Origin of the sequence: Hanstruepera neustonica (assembly GCF_002895005.1) — a bacterium.
GTDB lineage: Bacteria > Bacteroidota > Bacteroidia > Flavobacteriales > Flavobacteriaceae > Hanstruepera > Hanstruepera neustonica.
Map to the genome: position 1 here is coordinate 46,452 of NZ_POWF01000006.1, position 21,263 is coordinate 67,714.

15 protein-coding genes and 1 tRNA gene are annotated in these 21,263 nt (G+C 34.1%); 10 read left to right on the forward strand and 6 right to left on the reverse strand.

What is annotated here, in order from left to right:
• The first annotated feature begins 31 nt into the window (after window positions 1-31).
• The 4 genes from C1T31_RS09720 to ribB are packed head-to-tail and all read left to right on the forward strand — an operon-like array spanning window position 32 to window position 6,099.
• On the forward strand, window positions 32-2,416 hold the full coding sequence (locus tag C1T31_RS09720; RefSeq protein WP_103052306.1) for a DNA translocase FtsK: 2,385 nt from the start codon (window positions 32-34) through the stop codon (window positions 2,414-2,416).
• 20 nt (window positions 2,417-2,436) lie between these two features.
• A complete protein-coding gene (locus C1T31_RS09725) occupies window positions 2,437-3,075 on the forward strand; it encodes a LolA family protein (RefSeq protein WP_103052307.1) in 639 nt (212 codons plus the stop codon).
• Between the two features lie 5 nt (window positions 3,076-3,080).
• Window positions 3,081-4,916, forward strand: coding sequence for an LptF/LptG family permease (locus C1T31_RS09730; RefSeq protein ID WP_103052308.1), 1,836 nt, complete (start codon window positions 3,081-3,083; stop codon window positions 4,914-4,916).
• Between the two features lie 31 nt (window positions 4,917-4,947).
• Entirely contained in the window at window positions 4,948-6,099 is a 1,152-nt protein-coding gene (gene ribB / locus C1T31_RS09735) for a 3,4-dihydroxy-2-butanone-4-phosphate synthase (RefSeq protein ID WP_103052309.1), read from the forward strand.
• Here ribB and C1T31_RS09740 read toward each other — a convergent pair.
• The 3 genes from C1T31_RS09740 to C1T31_RS09750 all read right to left on the reverse strand — a co-directional run bounded on the left by C1T31_RS09740 (window position 6,096) and on the right by C1T31_RS09750 (window position 11,233).
• Entirely contained in the window at window positions 6,096-7,055 is a 960-nt protein-coding gene (locus tag C1T31_RS09740) for a hypothetical protein (protein WP_103052310.1), read from the reverse strand. The genes ribB and C1T31_RS09740 overlap by 4 nt on opposite strands.
• A gap of 114 nt (window positions 7,056-7,169) precedes the next feature.
• Window positions 7,170-10,751: a MopE-related protein gene (locus C1T31_RS09745; RefSeq protein ID WP_103052311.1), complete on the reverse strand. Its 3,582-nt coding sequence runs from the start codon at window positions 10,749-10,751 to the stop codon at window positions 7,170-7,172.
• A gap of 32 nt (window positions 10,752-10,783) precedes the next feature.
• Window positions 10,784-11,233, reverse strand: coding sequence for a hypothetical protein (locus C1T31_RS09750; protein WP_103052312.1), 450 nt, complete (start codon window positions 11,231-11,233; stop codon window positions 10,784-10,786).
• A 168-nt stretch (window positions 11,234-11,401) separates the two neighbouring features.
• On the opposite strand from C1T31_RS09750, the gene C1T31_RS09755 reads away from it, so the two are divergent.
• Window positions 11,402-11,968, forward strand: a complete 567-nt coding sequence (locus C1T31_RS09755) for an RNA polymerase sigma factor (RefSeq protein ID WP_103052313.1) — start codon at window positions 11,402-11,404, stop codon at window positions 11,966-11,968.
• On the forward strand, window positions 11,961-12,677 hold the full coding sequence (locus C1T31_RS09760) for a tetratricopeptide repeat protein (RefSeq protein WP_103052314.1): 717 nt from the start codon (window positions 11,961-11,963) through the stop codon (window positions 12,675-12,677). Before C1T31_RS09755 ends, C1T31_RS09760 begins: the two co-directional genes overlap by 8 nt.
• On the opposite strand, the gene C1T31_RS09765 is transcribed toward C1T31_RS09760, so the two are convergent.
• The 3 genes from C1T31_RS09765 to C1T31_RS09775 are packed head-to-tail and all read right to left on the reverse strand — an operon-like array spanning window position 12,660 to window position 17,535.
• Window positions 12,660-15,653, reverse strand: a complete 2,994-nt coding sequence (locus C1T31_RS09765; protein ID WP_103052315.1) for a CHAT domain-containing protein — start codon at window positions 15,651-15,653, stop codon at window positions 12,660-12,662. The two genes, C1T31_RS09760 and C1T31_RS09765, sit on opposite strands and share 18 nt — an antisense overlap.
• A 46-nt stretch (window positions 15,654-15,699) precedes the next feature.
• Window positions 15,700-16,896 (reverse strand): DegT/DnrJ/EryC1/StrS family aminotransferase, encoded by a 1,197-nt coding sequence (locus tag C1T31_RS09770; protein WP_103052316.1) that lies wholly within the window; start codon window positions 16,894-16,896, stop codon window positions 15,700-15,702.
• A gap of 9 nt (window positions 16,897-16,905) precedes the next feature.
• Complete coding sequence (locus C1T31_RS09775; protein WP_103052317.1) at window positions 16,906-17,535, reverse strand: NAD(P)H-dependent oxidoreductase; 630 nt, start codon at window positions 17,533-17,535, stop codon at window positions 16,906-16,908.
• Window positions 17,536-17,691: 156 nt separating this feature from the next.
• Here C1T31_RS09775 and C1T31_RS09780 point away from each other — a divergent pair.
• From C1T31_RS09780 to C1T31_RS09795, 4 genes are all read left to right on the forward strand, one after another.
• Window positions 17,692-17,776 (forward strand) — tRNA-Ser (locus tag C1T31_RS09780).
• A gap of 241 nt (window positions 17,777-18,017) precedes the next feature.
• Complete coding sequence (locus C1T31_RS09785; protein WP_103052318.1) at window positions 18,018-19,268, forward strand: site-specific integrase; 1,251 nt, start codon at window positions 18,018-18,020, stop codon at window positions 19,266-19,268.
• A 208-nt stretch (window positions 19,269-19,476) separates the two neighbouring features.
• A complete protein-coding gene (locus C1T31_RS09790; protein WP_103052319.1) occupies window positions 19,477-19,740 on the forward strand; it encodes a helix-turn-helix domain-containing protein in 264 nt (87 codons plus the stop codon).
• A complete protein-coding gene (locus tag C1T31_RS09795) occupies window positions 19,740-21,251 on the forward strand; it encodes a hypothetical protein (RefSeq protein WP_123912659.1) in 1,512 nt (503 codons plus the stop codon). The genes C1T31_RS09790 and C1T31_RS09795 overlap by 1 nt, the downstream gene beginning before the upstream one ends.
• Window positions 21,252-21,263 lie beyond the last annotated feature (12 nt).

Genomic DNA, 21,263 nt, shown 5'->3' on the forward strand with positions numbered 1-21,263 from the left:
TTTGTATTTTTGCTAATATAACAACCCTTGAATGGCAAAGAAAAAATCGAAATCTAAAAAAGAATCTAAAACCAAATTTAAAGCGCCGAGTCTGAAACTATCCAATCAACAAAAACTGGTTTTGGGTAGTTTTCTCATTATATTAGGTTTACTGCTGTTCATTGCGTTTGTCTCATTCTTTTTTACGGGAAAAGCAGATCAAAGCACCCTATCTGAATTTGCTTCGAGAGGTATTCAATCTGAAAATTGGCTAAATAAAACTGGGGCTTGGTTAAGCGACTTTTTTATTTACAAGGGGTTTGGAGTTTCTTCATTTGTGTTTTCTGGCCTTATTTTTATTTCAGGAGTTTATGTATTAACCAATGCTAGTAAAGCACGATTGCGCAAACATTGGTTTTGGGGAACGCTTATCGTTATTTGGTTTTCTATATTGTTCGGGTTCTTTTCAGATAAGTTGGATGTTTTAGGAGGGGTTATTGGTTTTGAAATGAACACATTTCTGCAAGAATATCTTGGCAAAATAGGAACCGTATTATTATTAATTTTTGCGCTTATCACTTATTTGGCTATTCGATTTAAAATGACTGCAGAAACATTTCAAAAGTTCTTTAAATCAGCAAAAAAAGATATCAAAGATGATTTCAGTGAATTAACTTCTGAATTAAATGAGGAAGAACCGGTCGTGGCTTTGGACAATGATTTGTCTGCTGAAGCTGAAGAAATCAAATCGGCTTTTGATTTAACTCCAGATAACTCCAATCCTATTGAAACTAGTCAGCCTGAACCAAAACCAGAAATTTCCAAGTCCAGTCAAAATGAAGAGTCTGATGTTAAAATTGAAGTTGAACAGGTAGAAGAAGAATTATCTGAAACGGACAACCTAGCCAACAAATTGGTTGAGGATTTTGGTCAATTCGATCCCACTTTGGAGTTGAGCAACTATCAATTTCCTTCTTTGGAGCTATTAAAAAAATATGAAACCGAAGGCATCACCATCAATCAAGAGGAACTTGAGGAAAATAAAAATAGAATTGTAGAGACCCTCAACAATTATAAGATTGGTATTGCTAATATCAAGGCGACTATTGGTCCTACGGTTACCCTGTATGAAATAATTCCTGAAGCTGGTGTCCGAATTTCCAAGATTAAAAACCTGGAAGACGACATTGCTTTGTCTTTATCAGCACTTGGAATCAGAATTATTGCACCTATTCCCGGGAAAGGAACTATTGGTATTGAAGTCCCCAATAAAAATTCGACAGTCGTTTCCATGCGATCGGTTATTGCTTCACAGAAATTTCAAAAGGCTGAAATGCAATTACCAATTGCATTGGGAAAAACTATTAGCAATGAAACCTTTGTAGTCGATTTGGCTAAAATGCCTCACCTACTAATGGCAGGTGCGACAGGACAAGGAAAATCGGTAGGATTAAATGCTGTTTTGACTTCTTTGCTTTACAAAAAACATCCTGCTGAAGTTAAATTTGTTTTGGTCGATCCAAAAAAAGTAGAATTAACTCTTTTCAATAAAATTGAAAGACATTACCTGGCAAAACTACCTGACAGTGAAGATGCCATTATTACTGACAACACCAAAGTTATCAATACCTTGAATTCACTTTGCATTGAAATGGATAACAGATATGAGCTATTAAAAAATGCGCTCTGTCGAAATATAGCAGAATACAATGCCAAGTTTAAAGCCAGAAAGTTAAACCCCAATGACGGTCATCAATTTCTACCTTATATTGTATTGGTTGTGGATGAATTTGCCGATTTAATCATGACGGCTGGCAAGGAAGTAGAAACACCTATCGCTCGTTTGGCACAATTAGCCCGAGCCATTGGTATTCATTTAATAATAGCTACACAAAGACCTTCGGTTAATGTTATTACTGGTATTATCAAAGCCAATTTCCCTGCACGTATTGCCTTCAGGGTAACCAGTAAAATTGATTCTAGAACGATTTTGGATGGTTCAGGAGCCGATCAATTGATTGGTCGTGGTGATATGTTGTATACCCAAGGTAATGATATGATTCGTATTCAATGTGCTTTTGTAGATACACCAGAAGTTGAAAAAATAACGGACTTTATTGGCTCTCAAAAAGCATATCCAGATGCCTATATGCTTCCCGAGTATATTGGTGAAGAAAGTGGCACAAGTCTTGATATAGATATTAACGATCGAGATGACCTATTTAGGGAAGCTGCTGAAATTATCGTAACTGCGCAACAAGGTTCTGCATCGTTGTTACAAAGAAAACTCAAGTTGGGCTACAATCGTGCAGGTCGCTTAATCGATCAATTAGAAGCAGCTGGTATTGTAGGTGGTTTTGAAGGTAGTAAGGCCAGGCAAGTTTTGGTACCTGATTTAACAGCTCTGGATCAATTATTAGCAAATGAAGGACAATAATCAAACAAAAGAATTTTAAAATGAAGAAAATAATTACACTTTTATTAATCGTATCATCAAGCTTGGCATTTTCTCAAGACAACGAAGCTAAATCTTTATTGAATAAAGTTTCAGAGAAAGTTAAAAGTTATGATAACATCAGCATTGACTTTAAATATGTGCTTCAAAATCTTTCAGAGAATGTCAAACAGGAAACTCGCGGTGATGTTATCATCCAAGGAGATAAATACAAATTGAATATTTTGGGTGTTACCCGTATTTTTGATGGTAAGACATTATACAGTATCAGCCCCGAAGATGAGGAAGTGACCATTTCCAAAGACAATTCCGAGGACGAAAACAGTATTACGCCCAGTAAAATGTTATCGTTTTATGAAAGAGGTTATACCTATAAAATGGACATCACTCAAAATATTCAGGGCAGAAAAATTCAATATGTTAAGTTAACACCAATCGATACTGATTCTGAAATTAAAAATATTTTATTAGGAATCGATGCTAATACCAATCATATCTATAATTTAATTGAAACAGGGAAGAATGGTACACAAACCACATTAACTGTTAATTCTTTTAAAACGAATGAACCGTTGTCAAAAACCTTATTTACCTTTGATGAAAGTAAGTACAAAGACTACTACATCAATAAACTGGATTAGGTGACTTGAAAATTTTAGACCGATACATATTAAGTACATATCTTAAGACTTTTATCAGCGTGTTTGTTATACTCATGCTGATTTTTGTATTACAGACTATTTGGCTTTATATAAAAGAATTGGCTGGTAAGGATTTGGACATCGTTGTTGTTGCAAAATTCTTGTTTTATTTTTCGCCAAAACTTATCCCATTAGTACTCCCTTTAACAATCCTATTAGCATCCATTATGGTCTTTGGAAGCTTTGCCGAAAACTATGAGTTTGCGGCCATGAAGTCTACTGGTATATCACTACAGAGAGCCATGACTGGGTTGAGTATATTTATTTTAGCGCTTGCCATAACCACCTTTTTCTTTGCGAACAATGTTATTCCTTGGGGAGAATTAAATTCTTACAACCTGCGTAAAAACATACAACAGCTTAAACCTGCTATGGTCATTGCCAAAGGCCAGTTCAATCAAATTGGGGATGAATATAACTTAAAAGTTAAAGACAAAACTGGAGATCGTGGACAGTACTTGGAAGAAGTTATTATCCATAAAAAAACTGGCAAAAATAACCTTGGTAACCACACCACCATCATATCTAAAACAGGTGAACTAATAGGTAATGAAGATTCGAATATTTTAAAATTCATCTTACAGGATGGTTACTTTTATGACGATACGCCCTCAAGTGACCCAAAGGATAGACAAAAACATCCAATGACGCGAAGTTATTTTGAAAAGTATACCATCAACATTGATTTATCAGAATTAAACGATCAAGATTTGGAAGAAAAGAATATCACAAATAAATACAATATGCTGAATATTTCAGATTTGAATTACAGTATAGATTCTCTTCGAAAATCTTTAAATAAGGATTATGATGATTTTGCCAACAGTCTTTACAATCGTTCAAATCTTCCAGTCTTAAATACAGGAGTAAACATTAAAAAAGACTCCACATTTGATGGTAGTATTTTAGATTTTTTTACGCATAGCAAAAAAGTTCAATTGATTGATATGTCAATCAATTCCATTAAAAGTTCCAAACAAATTATTGATATAAAAGACAAATATTTTAAAGAACGGAATGTTTGGTTGAACAAGCATATAATTGCCTTACATGAAAAACTAGCCTTAGGTTTTGCTTGTATTATTTTGTTTTTTGTTGGAGCTCCATTAGGAGCCTTAATTCGAAAAGGTGGCATTGGGCTTCCTATGGTCATCGCGATTTTGTTGTTTCTTACTTATCACTTCATAGGCATTTTTGCCAAAAATAGTGCCAATGATGGTAGTTTAAATCCTGTAATTGCATCTTGGTTCTCAACCCTAATCATGTTGCCTTTGGGTTACTATCTAACAAAACGGGCTACGGCAGATAGAGGCCTGTTTGAGTTTGATCACATACTGGAACCTTTAAAGAAACTATTCCGGGTTAAATCTAATAAACATCAGGAGATAGCGGACAAAAATGAACAACAAAAAATTACATTAACACCTGAACAGAGTAAAATCCAAAATATTGAGCTTCCAAACTATAAAGCGCATACTAGGTTTGCACTGCTGTTTTATAGTCTTGCCTTGGTATTTTTTATACTTTATTTTATTCTCAAAAACAATAAATTGAATGCCTTTGCCATTTCTTCAATTCAATTAAGTCTCATAACCTTTATTTGTTTTGTGGTATATTTTATTAAAACCTATATAAACATCCAATCACTTTCAAAACTTTATGATAATTTAAAATTGTCCAATGGACCTATCTATTTAATCTTAAGTTTTGTGTTATTCCCGTTTGTTCATTTTATGAGAAAGGATAAAATTACGCAAGTCATTGGAGATAGTTTAAAATAAGCAATATCTTTGCAGTAATAATTTCATAGTCATGATTAATACCATTGATAAAGCCGTGAAAATCCAATTAAATACCATCGAAGAAGCCATTAACGATATTAGAAATGGTAAAGTCATAATTGTGGTTGATGATGAAAATCGAGAAAACGAAGGCGATTTTTTGGCTGCAGCAGAAAAAATAACTCCTGAAACCATCAATTTTATGGCTAAACATGGCCGTGGTTTAATTTGTGCACCTTTAACTGAAAACCGTTGTAAGGAGTTAGACTTGCATATGATGGTTCATAATAACACCGATCCTATGGAAACTGCATTTACGGTTTCTGTAGATTTGAGAGGTAATGGTGTAACCACAGGGATTTCCGCTAGCGATCGTTCCAAAACGATTCAAGCATTAATAGATCCAAGTACGAAACCTTTTGAATTGGCCAGACCTGGACATATCTTCCCGCTAGTTGCCAAACAAGGTGGCGTATTAAGAAGAACTGGACACACTGAAGCTGCTATAGATTTTGCCAGATTGGCCGGACTCAAACCAGCCGGAGTCATTGTCGAAATCATGAATGAAGATGGTACCATGGCACGCTTGCCGCAACTTATGGATGTTGCCAAAAAATTTGATCTCAAAATTGTTTCTATCGAAGATTTGGTTGCTTATCGCATGCAGCATGACTCGCTCATTGAAAAGAAAGAAGATTTTGACATAGAAACCCGTTTTGGTCAATTTAGATTGAGAGCCTACCACCAAACAACCAATAACCAAATTCACATAGCCTTAACAAAAGGATCTTGGAAAAGTAATGAACCTGTTCTAACAAGGGTAAATGCTACATTGGTGAATCATGATATATTGGGAACCTTAACCAATAACGCTGATAAAAAATTAGATGATATGTTTAATGTTATCAATGAAGCTGGTAAAGGCGCTATCATATTTATTAACCAACAATCACAATCCATGAACCTTCTAAAAAGGCTCAATGCCTTAAAGGCTTCTCAAGCACCTGGTGAAATTGTTAAAGCACCTCGCATTGAAATGGATAGTAAAGACTTTGGTATAGGTGCCCAAATTTTACATGATTTAGATATTCACAAGCTCCGTTTAATTTCCAATAGCGAACAGACCAAACGTGTGGGTATGATTGGCTATGGTTTGGAAATTGTGGAGTACGTCAATTACTAATCTATTACTTCAAAAACCTTAAATAAGCCCTTACTTTTAGTATTTGGCACTTCAGAAATGAAGGCATATTTACCAGGTGTTAAATCGGCATAAAAATAACCTGTGCTTCCTACTGGCATATCATTGACACCGCCTAAAAATGTGACACCGTTTGGAACTGGTGTTATCAATCCTTCAGGGTCTGCCCAATTCATCCAAGCTTCCAATGCATCTTCACTGGCATAATCTTCTAGCCTGACAAGATTAATATCATGCCAAATAAAGTTTTCGTGAGGCTTTTGATCTTTTACAAACACCGAAAAAATTTGTTTCCCTTTAAGTATGGATTGGTCATAACTAATGCCCTCCTCGCCTGATAATGTTATGTTAATGGTTGGTTCTGGAGGTTGGTTACCACTATCTTCCTCAAGAACAATTATAGGTTTTGCCATACCCATCATGGTATGGAATTTACCATTTGGCATTTTCACATAGCATTCCATGATATAATAACCTGGATCAAGTTTTACTGTAGTAATTGCTGTATGCTTAGGACCTATTAAACCAGATCCTCCGGAGAAAATAATTTTACCAAACCATTCTGGTAATTTACCAAAGGCAGCAAATCCTTCTTCAGACTTACCTTCATTAATTAAATCCATGCCTTCTTCAAAAACAGGTGCTACATCAGTAAGCGTGTTTTCAACAGTTTTACCTTCTGGGTATTTATCTAATAAAAAGAAATGGGTTTCATTTGATAAGTTTTGGTATTTAAACGTATTCCAACCCGAGGGAATCGTATCCACGCTTTGAAATTCCATACTTCTGGTAACTATGTCAATAACATTTTCAGGCTCTTGAATAGATTCTTCAACTTCTATAATTTCCTCTAAAACTGGTTCCGTTTTCTTATTTTCATTTTTGCAAGAAACTACTAAAAATAGCAATAGAACGGGTAATAAAATTTTTGATTTCATGTTTTAGTTATTTGGTTAATGTTTACTAAATATAATTAAAAAAGAGGAAAGGCACTCAAAAAGAGCTAACCTATCCTCTTTATCCTCAATTAATTAATAGCACTTATTTAAATGTTAGTTATTTGAAAATATAAATCGGTCTTGTAATCGGACACCATCTTGTTCAATAAAGATGAAGTACACACCGGCTTCAGTGATATAGTTAGATATAGTAATGGATATTTTGTTTTTAGTAACATTTAAATCTTGATATACCAATTGGCCAAATTTATTGTAAACAGAAACCTTGGCTTCAGTAATGGTTATATTCTTAATATTTAAAGTTAATGATTGCTTAACCGGGTTTGGATATAACTCAACCTCTGCTTTATTAAATAAACTAGCACGTTGGTTATTACAACCGCCTATGGTATCACCATGATCTAAATGGCGTTGTAACTGATTTTCTCTAACACAAATTTCTACATACTCACCATTATTCTTCATATGACAAATCAATATTTGATCTGGAGCGCACGGATTTGAATTACAAGAATCTGAGGCATCATTAGGACAGATATCACAGCCGTCTGGAATTCCATCACCATCTGAATCAACAGAATCATCATAACCTAAACAAATATCTAAATCATCACAAATACCATCGTTATCACTATCATCTGTTGCTGAATAAGGACAGCCATCACATCCATCTGGAACACCATCAGCATCACTATCAATTAAATCATCATACCCAGGACATACATCCAAGTCATCACAAACACCATCATTGTCACTATCAGTTTCACAAGGGGCATTAATGATACAATATGTTACTGGACTTAAGCCAATGCTCATCATAGAATTCCCTGAATCATTATCCTGCCCGTCATACAGAATTACAGTAACAGATTCGACCAGACCTGAAATTGAAATAGTCGTAGTATTAACATTAGCACCGCTATATATACCTTCTTGAATTTCTGAACCAAACTCATTCATGTAGTAAACTTCAACGTATTCAGTAAACTGATTTCTTGGGTTACCTCTTAATTTTTGATCAATATCAGAAATTGTAAATGTTACATCTTGACTATTACTTGGTAATAGCATTGTTATACTATTGAATCCGGCGCCTGAATGAGTGAGAGGGTTAACAGCAAAATCACTCATATATTCTACACAATCATTTGAGCTGTCTGGTGTATTAGGATCACAATCATCGTCTATACCATTGTCCAGTATTTCAGTGGCTCCTGGGTTCACCGAAGCATCATTGTCATCACAGTCTTCTGCTAGAAAATAGCCATCACCATCCAAATCATCATCCAAAGTAGCTGTATTACAGTCATCGTCTATCCCGTTGTAAGGTATCTCTGTGTTGCCAGCAAAGATAGCAGGATTGGTGTCATCACAATCGCCTTCGTTCTCCGTTTGTCCGTCACCATCATTGTCTACATCTAAAGAACTGTCTGGTGTATTTGGATTACAGTCGTCGTCAATGCCATTATCTGGGATCTCTGTTGCACCAGGATTGACCAAAGCATTGTTATCATCACAATCTTCTGATAATAGGTAACCATCACCATCCAAATCATCATCCAAAGTAGCTGCATTACAGTCATCGTCTATCCCATTATAAGGGATTTCCGTATTGCCTGCAAAGATAGCAGGATTGGTGTCATCACAATCGCCTTCGTTCTCCGTTTGTCCGTCACCATCATTGTCTACATCTAAAGAACTGTCTGGTGTATTTGGATTACAGTCGTCGTCAATGCCATTATCTGGGATCTCTGTTGCACCAGGATTGACCAAAGCATTGTTATCATCACAATCTTCTGATAATAGGTAACCATCACCATCCAAATCATCATCCAAAGTAGCTGCATTACAGTCATCGTCTATCCCGTTGTAAGGTATCTCTGTGTTGCCAGCAAAGATAGCAGGATTGGTGTCATCACAATCGCCTTCGTTCTCTGTTTGTCCGTCACCATCGTTGTCTATATCCAAAGGATTATCATCATCGCAGCCATCTGGAATACCATCTCCATCTGAATCCAAAAAGTCATTAAACCCTGGACAAAGATCAAAATCATCACAAATTCCGTCACCATCGGAGTCCCCAACAGAATCATCTCCAATGCATATGTCACAAGAATTACCAATACCGTCATTATCAAAATCCTCTTGTGTCACATTAGCTTCATTTGGACAGTTATCACAACCATCTGGAATACCATCACTATCTGTATCGATCGTATCATCAGAACCAGGACATACGTCACAACCATCTGGAATGCTATCAGCATCAGCATCAGCTAAATCATCTGAACCTTGGCAAACATCATCGCAGTTTGGTACACCATCACCATCAGAATCCAAAATACCTACACAATCACAATCAGAATTATAGGTGTCATTAATCGTACAATCATCGCCATCATCGCAGGGTGAGCCTTCAAGTACACCTCCACAGTCATTCAGCCCTAATTTTACGACCCAATAGTCATAATTTCCATTATTACCCGAAACATCAGAATTGTTAGAAAATGCACGCCCAGCAATGATATAATTTCCATCCGTTGTTTGTTCTATGGATGTTCCAAAATCATTACTAGAACCTCCTAAACAATTTTGCCATTCCAAAATACCCGTGTTATTTAATTTTATAACCCAATAATCATAAATATTTGTGCCGGGATTTCCACTAACATCGTTATCATCGGAATTCGTTTGACCGACAACAATATAACCTCCATCATTTGTTTGTTGGATATCTAATGCTTCATCTTCTAATGATCCACCATAATTTTTTTGCCAATCCATATTACCATTAGAATCCAATTTTAATACCCAAAAGTCATTGCCTCCATAATTATTGGTTAAATCACCATCATTTGAATTTGACCAACCTGATACTATATAACCGCCATCTAAAGTTTGCCTGATTGATCGTCCTACATCGCCTCCAGTGCCACCATATAAATGAACCCACAATTCCTCTAAAGAAAAGTTAAGCTTGAGAACTAAAAGTTCAGTATTAAAAGTGCCATCACCATTATCTATAGTAACAGTCCCTGTAATACCAATCCCTCCATCATTAGTTTCAATAACTGAAAAAGCTGTAGCATTAAAATAAGTTGACAAAGAAACATCGTCATTCAGTACGCCATTTTCATCCAATCGAGCAATCCATAAACTCGAACCTCTTGATCCTGCTAAAATGTAACCACCTATAGATAGTTCCTTTATACTATAGCCTCGATCAATTCCAATGCTGCCATATTTATGACCCCAAAGTATATTTCCGGAGCTATCTAATTTTACAATCAAGATATCATCATTTCCAAAATTTTCTCCAAAAAAATCGTCTGAATCAGACATTCCCGTTAAAATATACCCACCATCAGTTGTTTGCTGAATGGAATACGCTTCTTCGTCACCAATTGAGCCAATGCTTTTTTCCCATTCAATGTTACCAGAACTATCCAATTTGACAACCCATATATCTCGACCTCCATAATTTACGGATACATTTCCATTTTGAGACACGGTATAACCTGTTACAATATAGCCACCATCAATTGTTTGTTGAATAGATCTTGCCGAATCAGTTCCCGATCCTCCCAGTGACTTTTGCCAAGCAATATCTGGTTGAGCAAATGATACACTTATACATAAGATTAGTAACAGTGTAAATAAAATTTTTGTTTTCATGATTTTATAGTTTGATTAATAGCGTTTAAATTTTATTGACGAGTCCATTCTTGGTAATTACCAGCTCCACCCGCATCTACAATAATCCAGATGACGTCATCAGATTGAAAGTCTATAATAGCACTGTAGTAGTTATAATCGCTTCCTAATTCGGAATGTGTGAAATCGCTGGTGTCATTGCTTACTATATTCATCCACTTGACATCATCAACCTCGAAACCGGAATCTATTGGGTCGACAATTACCCCATCATTATCAGTTACTTCTATGACCATCCCAATATTCCCGGTATGGTTGCCACCTGTTCGAAGCCATGTTCCTTGTAAATCAGCAATAGTATAGGTTGCTTCATTGTTATTATTGTTGTTTCCGTTGTTGTCAGTGTTATTTCCATTTTCAAATAATGGACTATCCTCTGAACATGAAAGTAGTGCAAAGAACACGACACATAAAACATAAATAAATTTGGATTTTGTTTTCATAATGATGTTTTTGATGATTAGATTTTCAGACTTTATTAATTATCTTAATTCATCCTTTAGTGTGGTTAAAAACAAAAGGTTAACATCATTCTTAAGTTTTTAGTAATTTTCTTACTTTTAAAAAACTTTTTTAATTATTGGTTAACCTTTAACTTTTTTAAGAACTAAATGAATAGACATACTGAAGAGCTTTTTACCAAAATCAAACAGGGCGACAGTAAAGTATTAGAAGCTATTTATTTAGACAATAGGTTAGCTTTTCTCAATTTTGGATTAAAATATAATCTGAATAAAGAGGCACTATTGGATATTTATCAAGACGCTATCATTGCATTTGTTGAAAATGTTACTAATGGCAAAATAATATCTTTAAGTAGTTCAGTTAAAACTTATTTGTTTTCAATTGGAAAATATATGATTTTCAAAAAATTGAAAAAAGAAAGTAAGCTAGAGGCATTAGACCTAGATGATAAAAGATTGGAGTTATCTATTAAATTAATTGATAGTATATACGATGAAAGTAATGTTGAAAATAATAAACTTATTAAACAGTGTTTAAATAAGTTAGGTCAACAATGCCAAACCGTGTTGAAGCTTTTTTATTATAATGGTTTTACTTTGGAAGAAATTCAAGAGCATCTAAACTATGGTAATTACAATACTGTAAAAAGCCAAAAATCACGTTGTCTTAAGAATTTAAAAGAATTGATTAATGAGCAATTAAAAAATGAATAAGGAAGAATTAATAGCAAAATACATTCGTAATGAATTAAATGAATCCGAGAATAATGCAATTCAAGAATTATTGGATTCTGACCCTGATTTTAAAGAACAGTTTGAATTTGAAGTCAGTGTACAAAGTGCCATTCATAACAATGAATACAATAAGCAGAAACAGTTTTTTAAGGATATTGAAAATAAAAACAACACTGAAAACAAAACTAAACCAAAGCTTTGGTATTACATGGCTGCCTCAATTATACTTCTAGTTTCAATTGGGTTTTATTGGAAACAATATTCTTCAAGTCCTGAAACTCTGTTTGCTGATTACTATACCACAGCTAGCAACACCTCACACCCAATTATAAGAAACCAAAACGATACTGATGAGTTAACTAAAGCGTTTATAGCTTATGAAAATGAAGCTTACGATCAAGCCCAAATACTTTTTAATAATCTTTATAAAACCTCCAATAATTCTGAATTATTGTTTTATGAAGGTATTTGCTACTTGGAAATGAATAAGACACAAGGTGCCATCGAGACTTTTAATAAGCACCAAACTTTTCAAGATAAATTAGCTGGAAAAAGTCAGTGGTATTTGGCGCTCGCCTATTTAAAGTCTGATGAAAAAAGTAAGGCCAAGAATCTTTTAGAAGAGATTAGTTCTTCTACATCTAACTATAATTACGACAAAGCAAAGGATTTACTTTCGAAACTTTGATTTTCTAACAAAAAACAAGGCAATAATTGGTAGAACAATTAATGATAACCACCATCTTTGATTTTCGTGAACTTCAAATGGCTCAACATTACCAGATACTATGAAGCCAGACCAATAATAAGGATGTTTTAATTCACTATCAATGTCAGAGGCCAAATAATCTTTCTTTGCCCATTTTAGTGCTTCTGATTTAGATTTTCCTTCATTGAGATATTTATAAAAAGAGGTCATCAATTTAGCCGTTGCTTTGTCATCAACTTTCCAAAGACTCATAACCGTGCTAGGTACGCCAGCGTAGGTAAAAGCTTTAGAGATACTTTGCACACCCTCTCCATTTACATAACGTCCATTTCCGGTATCACAGGCACTCAATACAGCCAAATCAGCTTGTAATGAAGTATTGTATAATGACCCAATTAACATATCGTTTTCAGCAAAATTTAATGCAGATAATTCAGGGATCTCCTCATCAATGCTAGCATGAAGACCAAAGTGTAAAACATTATGAGATTGGGCATGTTTAAAAAAATCATCGCTGTTTTTCATGTAATAATCAGTTGCATCAACCAGACGCTTAATACCCTCAATCTCTTCATTCAACTCTGGTAAAAACCCCTTTTTGTTTAATGAATTGCCATTTTGAGCCTTAAAAATACCAACATTAAGTTTTTTATTAATATGGTTCGTATCCAGTTGTTCATAATACAATTTTAAACTCCCTGCATAATTCAAGACCATATCAGATTCAAAATAATTAGGCAGCAAGACCTCAAAAGGAATCAAACTCATCATTCCAGAACTAACTATTGTAACATGCTTTTTATCCGATTTGATTACAGGTTCAATCAACTTACTCAAAGCACTTGGAATAACAACCTCTGAATTGAAGGTTGATACCAACTCAATAAAATCACCGATAGTTTCATTGAATTTTTCACTGTTGATTATCTTCAGAAATTGCGTATCATTTTTAGTAATGCGGAAAACGAAAACTTCATCCATTGATACAATATACTTCACAACAACTTCATCTGGCTTCAAACGCTCTCTAAAATTCTGAATATCAAATAAGTTAATTCTAGAATTACCGTATTGAATGTAATTCTTACTTATGTGTTTTTGATGGTTTCTTAATTGATTGTTTAAATCCGTCAAACGGAGTTTCAAATTATCCAGATCTATAGTTTTAGAATTTCTTTTTTCATACAGTTCTACCTGGTAATAATTTATGAGTGATTGTAATTTTTGTTCTTTGAACAATAAACTATCTGGAACATTTACTTTTATATTTCTACCATAAATAAATTTAGACCAAGTTAATCTAGAACTATTATTTTCAATAGCTTCCAGAGTTCTGTCAAAGTTTTTCTTTGAAGGGTTCAATAAAGCAGAATGAAGCAATCCATCTTGTATATCAATAAAACTATTATACAAATTATCATTAAAAGCATCTCCCTTATAGATCCTTTCAAAAAGTTTTGATGATAACATGAATAGATTAAAGGCAGTTTCTGAATATTCTACCTTATTGGAAGTATGGTACCATTCAAGATAGATATTGGCAACACCCAATATGCCATTTAAAATTTCGAACGTATAATACTCATGAAAATCCTTAATATCTAGATTTTTGAATTCTTGAGAGGAATCTGGTGATTTTAAAAGTGACGAAAATGCCTCCTTAATATGTGCTTCATCTTTTAATAAAATGGCTTTTTTGAATAACAACTGAAGCCTGTCATGATCTGTAACTTCTTCGCTATCTAAAATCACGTCCATTATTTCTAAAGCAGCTTCTTCTTTATGATGATTAGCATACAAATGAAACAATTCTATTTGATACTGAATTGGATTTACATAATACTTTTCTTTGTTATCAACAACAGTAGATAATGCTTTTTTAAAAAGACTCTCTGCCTTATCAAATTCTACATCAGGCATTTTTGCTTCAGTTAAGTACAAATTGGCTTTACTTACTATATTCCATCTGTATTTATCAATGGAATCTCTTAAAAGCTCTTTTGTTTCTTCAATATAATGTTTAGCCTTGTTATAATTCTTATATTTTAAATAGAGCTTGATATAGCTCTCATTGAGATTAACTCTTTCCCTTCTTATTAATGCAATTTTTTCAGTTTTTTTACGTGAATTTGCTACAGAATCAAAAAGTTCTTCTTTTTTAAACAAATAGCTTTCGGCTAATTCTTTATTACCATAGTTTATATGCCAATCTGCTATCTTGTCATAAAAGTTGAATCGTTGAAAAAAAACATCCTCTCCATCATAAATATTTGTCCAATAATTTTCTGATTCCTCCAACAATTTAAATTCCTCATTTTTTAAACCTAACTTCCTGTAATTATTTATGATTCTATTGTTATTAAGATAAACGTCCTTTAAATTTTCAGGATAATATTCTTTATAAAGCTTAAATGACCGTTCATAGTACTCATTGGATTTTTCAGGATTATCCAATTTATTATTTATAAACCCTAAATCGTCTAATACATATAGAATATCTGTTTTATACTCAGGAAAAGTATCTCGTAGAACTTCGTAATTTTTTTTCGCCTCAATTAATGCCTCTTTCCACTGTCCAGTATAACCATATTGATGATAAATTCTATTTAAAATTAAATGTCTAAAGAACAGCTTTCTGTCATCCTCTGAAATAATATTTTCAACCAAACGATAAGCTTCTTGAGATTTTTCAAGACCTTCTAATATATTCTTTCTTCCACCTCTTGTTTCTAAAATGCATGATTTCGTGTAGAGCTCTTTAGCTTTTAAATATGTTTTATAATTTGTAGAATGATTTGGTTCATCTAAAGCTAATTTCCGAAACTTTATGGATTCATCATATTCACCTATATTATCTAATGAATCTGCTATTGTCGTGTTGGATAGCGAGTGACTCTCTTGAGAAATCCCAAACAACGGGAGTAAACAAAAAAATAATAACCTTAAGTAATCCATTTGTAGTTGGTTCGTAACTTAAAGTTATAAAAAAGTTTAAACAAACCTATTTTAGAACAGAAGTAATAGACTTAACCATCTTTTTAGAGCGTTCAATAACATCTTCTTCCGTCCAAGACAATTTAATCAAACAGGAAATGTTTCTACCAATGTAATGGTCAGACTGTTCGAACGTTCTGGTTTCCAGATATTTCAATCCAGCTTTTACTTCGGCTGATAAGGGGTAAAGTGTTTTAAGTTCTTTTAAGTGATTCCACTTTCTAATATAGTGCCAGTTGTTATCGTAGTAATTCCAACAAGCATCAATGCCATTTTCTTTAAAAACCTGAATAACCTTTCTAGATGTTTCCAAATCAGGCAAGAAAAAACTTAAAAAAGAATAACTCTCAACACCACCTTCTGGTACTTTTCTAAAAGTCACCTCTGGAATTTGAGATAAGGCACCTCTGATGATGCTGTAATTTTTATTTTGGATAGCCACAAACTCATCCAATCGTCTCAATTGTGCTAAACCTACAGCGGCATGTAATTCAGATATTCTAAAATTATAGCCCATAATTGGATGGGTTTCTGCGCCTCGATCTTGACCTATGTGGTCGTGGCCATGATCTGAATAATTATCAGCATTTATATGATATTTGTCGTTATTGGTTAATACGGCACCTCCTTCACCTGCGGTAATTATCTTTACAAAATCAAGTGACAAACAGCCAATATCACCAATACTACCTAATGGTTTCCCATTGTAAGTAGCACCTGTTGCCTGTGACGAATCTTCTATTAACAATAGGTCATGTTCTTTACAAATGGTTTGCAGAGCATCCAAATTGGCCATACTGCCACACATATGTACAGGCATGATAGCTTTAGTTTTAGATGAAATCGCAGCCTCTACAGCTTTGGGGTCTATTGTTAAGGTATCATCTACATCCACTAGAATGGGTATAGCACCCAACATCATAATCGCTTCAAAACTTGCCACAAAAGTAAATGTTGGCATAATCACCTCGTCTCCTGCTCCAATTCCGGCAGCTGCTAAAGCGACTGTTACTGCTACAGTGCCACTGGAGACCAACTGGGCATGCTTCACATTCATTGTTGCTTGAAGCGCTTCTTCGAGAGTCTTCGCCTTCCAATGACCTTTGCGCATGCCGTCAAAACCATAACGCATTAATACACCATTATCTAATACATCCTGTAATTCCTGACGTTCCGCATCTCCGAATAATTCAAATCCTGGCATAATTAATTTTTATAAAGTAATTATTGAATCTTTTAATGGCTTTCTAACCTTTTTAAAATCTGCAAACATATCATCATCAGCCCGATAACCTATTGGCAATAATAAAACCGATTTCAAGCCTCGTTTTTTCAACCCTAAAACCTCATCATAACGATCTGATTTAAACCCTTCCATGGGACAAGAATCAATACCTTCCAAAGCACAAACCGTCAATATATTTCCCATAGCCAAATAGGCTTGATTGGTCGCCCAATCTTCAATTAAAGCTTGTGGTTTTTTTTCAAAATCTGAAATTAAAAAATCCTGAAACGGTTTTAAAATAGATTTGGGTGTATGTCTAATATCATGTACTCTATTAAAATATTCCACCACATAATCTTCATCGATAGCTGTTTCAATACAAAACACCAAAACATGTGATGCTTCAGCTATTTGTTTTTGGTTCATGGTATCTGGAATCAATTGGGTCTGCAGCGTTTTGTCACTAAAAACAACCAATTTTATAGGTTGTAAACCATACGAAGTCGCGGTTAAATTAAAAGCTTCCGTTAAGACTTGAAGTTTTTCATCACTAATAAGTTTTGAGGAATCAAAAGCTTTTGTAGCATAACGCCATTGTAAATGATCAATCACATTCATGTGTTCAAATTTGAAAACACAAAAATAAGAATACTGTTTTGGTTCAACTAATGGAATGGAAAATTTGTATAAAAATTTCAGCCTTTTATTTGAAAGAAACGAAAAAGGGTTCTATATTTGCATCCGCATTTAGGGAATACCTAATGAGGCACTCAAGGAGAAATGGCAGAGTGGTCGAATGCGGCAGTCTTGAAAACTGTTGAGGGTCACACCTCCGGGGGTTCGAATCCCTCTTTCTCCGCTGAAATTTATTCAATTTCAATCAAAGTCCTGTAAACACTATGTTTATGGGACTTTTTAGTTTCTACAAAACATCAAAAAGTGTATTAAAAACCATTCTGTTGGTGACCTATTAGGTGACCTTTTTAAAACCCTATTTAGGTCACCTAAAATGTTAATAACTATCTATAAGTCAGTTATTTAAATTGATAAAGCGACCTGAAAATTTCGTAACTTAATGTATAATTTTAAAGGTCACCAGAATGAACAAAACATTTGGATTATTATTCTACTTAAAGAAAAGTAAAGTAGATGCACAGGGTAAATCCCCTATTTACTTACGTATTACTGTCGATGGTAAACGTACAGAAATCAGTACCAAACGCACCATTGAACCAGAACGGTGGAGTGCTGAAGCCAACAAAGCGATTGGAAGAACCGAAGATGTCCGAGAGCTGAACGCCTATTTAGATTCACTAACTACAAAGGTTTATCAAAGTCAAAGAGATTTAATTCAGGACAATAAGCCTGTAACATCGGAGACTTTAAAGAATAAGCTTTTAGGAGTCGAGGACAAAGAAAGAACGCTCATATCCATATTTGAAACCCACAATAAACAAGTAGAAAAGTTGGTAGGTCGTGAATTTTCCGCAGGAACTTTGGAGCGTTACAAAACTGTATCAAAACATCTACAAGATTTTATCAAACTACAGTACAAAGTTAGTGATGTAAGTATTAAAAAGATTGACCACCAATTTATAACGGACTTCGAATTTTACTTAAAGAGTGTCAGAAATTGTGGTCATAATAGCACTATTAAATACATAAAGAACTTCAAAAAAATAGTGCGTATCGCTTTGGCTAATGGTTGGATAGCAAAAGACCCATTTCTAAATTATAAAGTGCGTTTAAAAGAAGTTGAGCGTCAATTCTTATCAGAAGAAGAAATACAAGATATGCTCGATAAAGAATTGCATACCCCAAGATTGGAGCAAGTAAGAGACATTTTTATTTTCTGTTGCTTCACTGGTTTAGCATACAGTGATGTTAAGAAGCTCAACAGAGATAATTTGGTTTTTGGAATTGACGGTGAAAAGTGGATTAAAACCAAGCGTACCAAAACTGATACCCGCAGTAATATCCCTTTGCTTCCAACGGCTTTAGACTTAATAGAAAAATACAAAGACCATCCAGAAGCTGTTACAAGGGGTGTTTTGCTTCCAGTTTTAAGTAATCAAAAATCAAATGCCTATTTAAAAGAAATTGCAGATTTGTGTAAAATAAATAAAAATTTAACGACACATTTAGCCCGTCATACCTTTGCCACTACAGTAACTCTTTCCAATGGAGTGCCGATGGAGTCTGTCAGTAAAATGTTAGGCCATAAATCCCTTAAAACTACACAGCACTATGCAAAAATATTAGATAGAAAAGTGAGCGATGATATGGCAATTTTAAGACAAAAATTCTCTAATAAGCCTACAATGGTGTCTACTAAAAAATTAGGCACGTAGGACATATAAACATTTCGATATAAAGTGCAAAAATAAATTAGCCTAAAACCTTCTGAAACCCTTGTAAATTCAAGGGTTTTCTGTTTTAAATGAAAGCGTTTTTTGTGGAAAACTGTTTATAACTTTCGCTTTAAAAATCATAGCTTTTGACGTATTTTAGTACTTAATAATAACAGGGTTAATTCCCTTTAATACAGATTAATAGTATATGACATTAGACCTTATTACAAAGGATGATTTGAAGACTCTAAAACAAGAAATCATCACGGAATTAAGAACTATTTTAGGAGGCCAGACAGAGCAAAAAAAATGGTTAAAATCAGCAGACGTAAGAGAGATGCTAAATATCTCTCCAGGCACGTTGCAAAATTTAAGAGTGAATGGCACTTTGCCTTATACAATGATGGGTAAAACCATCTACTATGAGTACAATGATGTCATTAAGATTCTAACCCAAAACAAGAGTGCTTAATGAGGTTCTTTATCCCCGAGAACTTGGATATCGACCAACTTACCCACGAAAATCCACCGTGCTTCAAAAAGTACAAGTTCAAAAGAGATATGGCTCTTTACATCATTAATTTGATTAATGCCTTACCATTGTTCAATAAAGATTTGATGTTTGAAGGGTTTGTTCCACTTAATTCAAAGTTGCTTCAAGATAAGATTGCCAATTATAAAGAGTATTTAAATTATTTGGAGCACGAGCTAAAAATTATTGAGTGTGATAATCAGTACATCCCTGGGTTTAAATCCAAAGGTTATAGATTGACTGAACAGTACAGAACTGAAATTAAAAGTCAATCAGTAGTTGATTTTACATTTGGCAGGAAATTGAAGTTTGAACGTAATAAAAGAGCGGCATCGGTAGCTCACCTTGAATATCTAACTAAATGGTTTAATCCAAAATTAGAAATTGACCTCGATTTTGTCAATGCTTTTTTAAGGGAAGAATATCAATTAAAAAGATACAATCAAGCTTTGTGGGATTACGACCGAAATCGAAAAAAATTCAAAGAGCCGATGATGCAATTCAATCACGCAAAAATTAGCGCCGAAAAAATCGATAGGCAAGATTATTATTTGTTGCACGATGAAAATGTATATCGCTTTCATTCGAATCTTACCAATATGAGAAGCATCATTAGAAATGCGGTGACTTATGACGGACAAAAATTAATTTCAATAGACATTAAAAATAGTCAACCCTATTTAAGCACCATCCTTTTGAGTCGCTCTTTCTGGATTGAACAAAAATTTGGAGCCAAAAATGAAGAATCACTATCAATATCATTTGATGAACCGCAGCGTGTCACAAATAAAGGTTTTAATGATTTTAAAAGATTAAATTATGAAAGTGAGAGAGGTTTTGATGAAAGATTGAATATATCACAAATAAAGATTCACGAAAACGATTCTTACATTATGTTAGGAGATATTGATAAATCCCTTATGAATAGTGAGTTTAGTAATTATATCAATTTGGTAGTTAATGGAGGTCTTTACGAGTTTTTGGAGGAAGAATTTAAAATCAACTTGGGTGAAGTATTCTCTAATAGGAAAGATGTCAAAGCAGCAGTTTTTCAAGTGCTATTTACAGACAATAGGTTCTTTGGTCAAGACGAGGCAAGACCTAAAAAGTTATTTCAAGAATTATTCCCTTATGTGTATGAGGTCTTCAAGCAAATCAAGAGCAAAGACAAATCGTTGCTACCTCGCTTATTACAGAGTATAGAAAGTTACTTGATGATTGATGTAATTGCCAAACGCATTTCAATCGAATATCCTGAAGCACCCATTTATACGATACACGATAGTATTGCCACAACTGAAGAGTATGTAGACATTGTTCAGCAGATAATGAGTGAGGAGCTATCAAAAGCAATCGGACATCCTCCAAAATTGGCTCGTGAAGAATGGTCTAAAAGGAATATGATTAAATATCTGTCTGGTCTTAAAGAAAGCTCCAAAATCGCTGTTTAATAAATGCCTCTG